Genomic DNA, 1,533 nt, shown 5'->3' with positions numbered 1-1,533 from the left:
ACCCTCCACGATTCGGGGGGAACCACAGTGGCCAGGGTCTTGCTGGCCAGGGTCTTGCTGGCCAGGCCGGGTTGCAGGCTCCCAAAATCACGTAGCTGCCCACGGCCTCGGCGACCTCTGCGCCCAGTCTGTGTCGAAGGTCGCCTTGGCGTCGATCTCGGTCAGGATGAATCTCCCTGGATCTGTCGGAGGGTCTGATCTAGCAAGGGAGACTGGACCCCATGTCAGCACCACGGAAGTTCGACGCCGAGACCCGGGAACGGGCCGTTCGGATGTACCACGAGCACTTGGCCGACGAGCAGTGCTCCGGTCCGCCGCCGACGCGCAAGACCCTAATGCGTGCACCTCTTTTGCGCTGCACTTCTGTGCCAAGGCTGCATGGGCCGCTGATGGAGTGCCACCTGCCGAGTCCCAGACACGGGGCATGCGGGGCAGATGTCGGGGCACGGGATCAGCAAATGCGACGCCGCTAACGTCCCCTACGATTGCATCCGTCCCCTTTCTGGATCGATTTCTATCGACCGCTGCCCTCGGCCAGGCTGGGGGCCTGTGAGCACCTGACGGTGTGCCACGAGTTCTTCGTAGGAGATTTCGCCTCTGGCGAAACGCCTCTCGCTTATCTGCACCGGATCGGCTTCGTCTTCGGTGCCGTTTGGTCTGCTTGTGCGGTTGGTGCGGAAGATGGAGGACATCAGGTAGAACGCCACCCCCCAGAACACGAGCATGCACAAGGCCATGAGGGTCCATCCGGTCGAGCCCAGCTCACCTGCCCAGCCCATCATGATCGTCTCCTTCCCTTCGGTGTGTCGCTCAAGCATCGCGCAGAAAGTCTGGTGATCCGGTGGAAGTTGAATAAAGATTTGCTAAAGAACTCCGGTCGCAATGTCCGCGCCGGGCGCTTCTGATGATGAGGGAGCCCACGGCACCTCAGCGCGAACGTCCGAGACCAACAGCGAACCCCGCTGCGGTGCGCGCCCGACGCCGTAATTGGTTAGGTCCCGGGTTGCGTGTCCTTGGGAGCCCATCTCGCCCCCTGTGTACCGAGGTGAAGATCTCGTGAAGAAAATTGGCGATTCGAACCATATACCCTCCAGGGGTATATGGTTCGGGTGTGGGGTCGGCCCACGGAGTTCGAAGAAAGGACTAAAACGATGACGGTCACTACTTACCAGGTCCAGGGAATGACCTGCGGACATTGCGTATCGTCCGTGAAAGCCGCCGTTGGTGCAGTGCCCGGCGTGACCGGTGTCGAGGTCGACTTGCCGGCAGAAAGTGTGATGACGACCGGAACCGCGACCACCCAAGCCGTATCTCAAGCGGTGGCCGATGCTGGCTACGCGTTGGTCTCTGCAGATCAAGCGGTCGGGCGCTCCTTGCCCATGGCGAGCGGAACGGGTGGTTGCCGCTGCAGCTGACGACCGGTCCATCTCGACCAGTGCGCGATGAACCACGTCCTCGAGCGAGCACTGCATTGGATGGGTCGGCAAGCGCACCTATTCGTCACTAGCCCCGGTAGTTCACGGGGATCTGAGG

2 protein-coding genes are annotated in these 1,533 nt (G+C 61.8%); one reads left to right on the top strand and one right to left on the bottom strand.

All coding sequences use genetic code 11. From position 1 onward, the window contains the following. Nucleotides 1-479: 479 nt before the first annotated feature. Nucleotides 480-818, bottom strand: coding sequence for an SHOCT domain-containing protein (locus CEY15_RS17735; RefSeq protein WP_245847726.1), 339 nt, complete (start codon nt 816-818; stop codon nt 480-482). 282 nt (nt 819-1,100) lie between these two features. Here CEY15_RS17735 and CEY15_RS17730 point away from each other — a divergent pair, with 282 nt between their 5' ends. Further along, nucleotides 1,101-1,415 carry a heavy-metal-associated domain-containing protein gene (locus CEY15_RS17730; RefSeq protein ID WP_342744918.1) on the top strand — a complete coding sequence of 105 codons (315 nt, stop codon included), beginning with the start codon at nt 1,101-1,103 and terminating at the stop codon, nt 1,413-1,415. Nucleotides 1,416-1,533 lie beyond the last annotated feature (118 nt).

The organism is Dietzia natronolimnaea, assembly GCF_002289575.1.
GTDB lineage: Bacteria > Actinomycetota > Actinomycetes > Mycobacteriales > Mycobacteriaceae > Dietzia > Dietzia natronolimnaea_A.
Note: the sequence above shows the minus strand (reverse complement) of the source record. Positions and strands in the feature narration are given on the sequence as shown.

What these genes read in the sequence shown, in the direction of transcription:
- CEY15_RS17735 (WP_245847726.1), bottom strand. Translation starts at nt 818, where the DNA reads ATGCTTGAGCGACACACCGAAGGGAAGGAGACGATCATGATGGGCTGG.
- CEY15_RS17730 (WP_342744918.1), top strand. Translation starts at nt 1,101, where the DNA reads ATGGTTCGGGTGTGGGGTCGGCCCACGGAGTTCGAAGAAAGGACTAAA.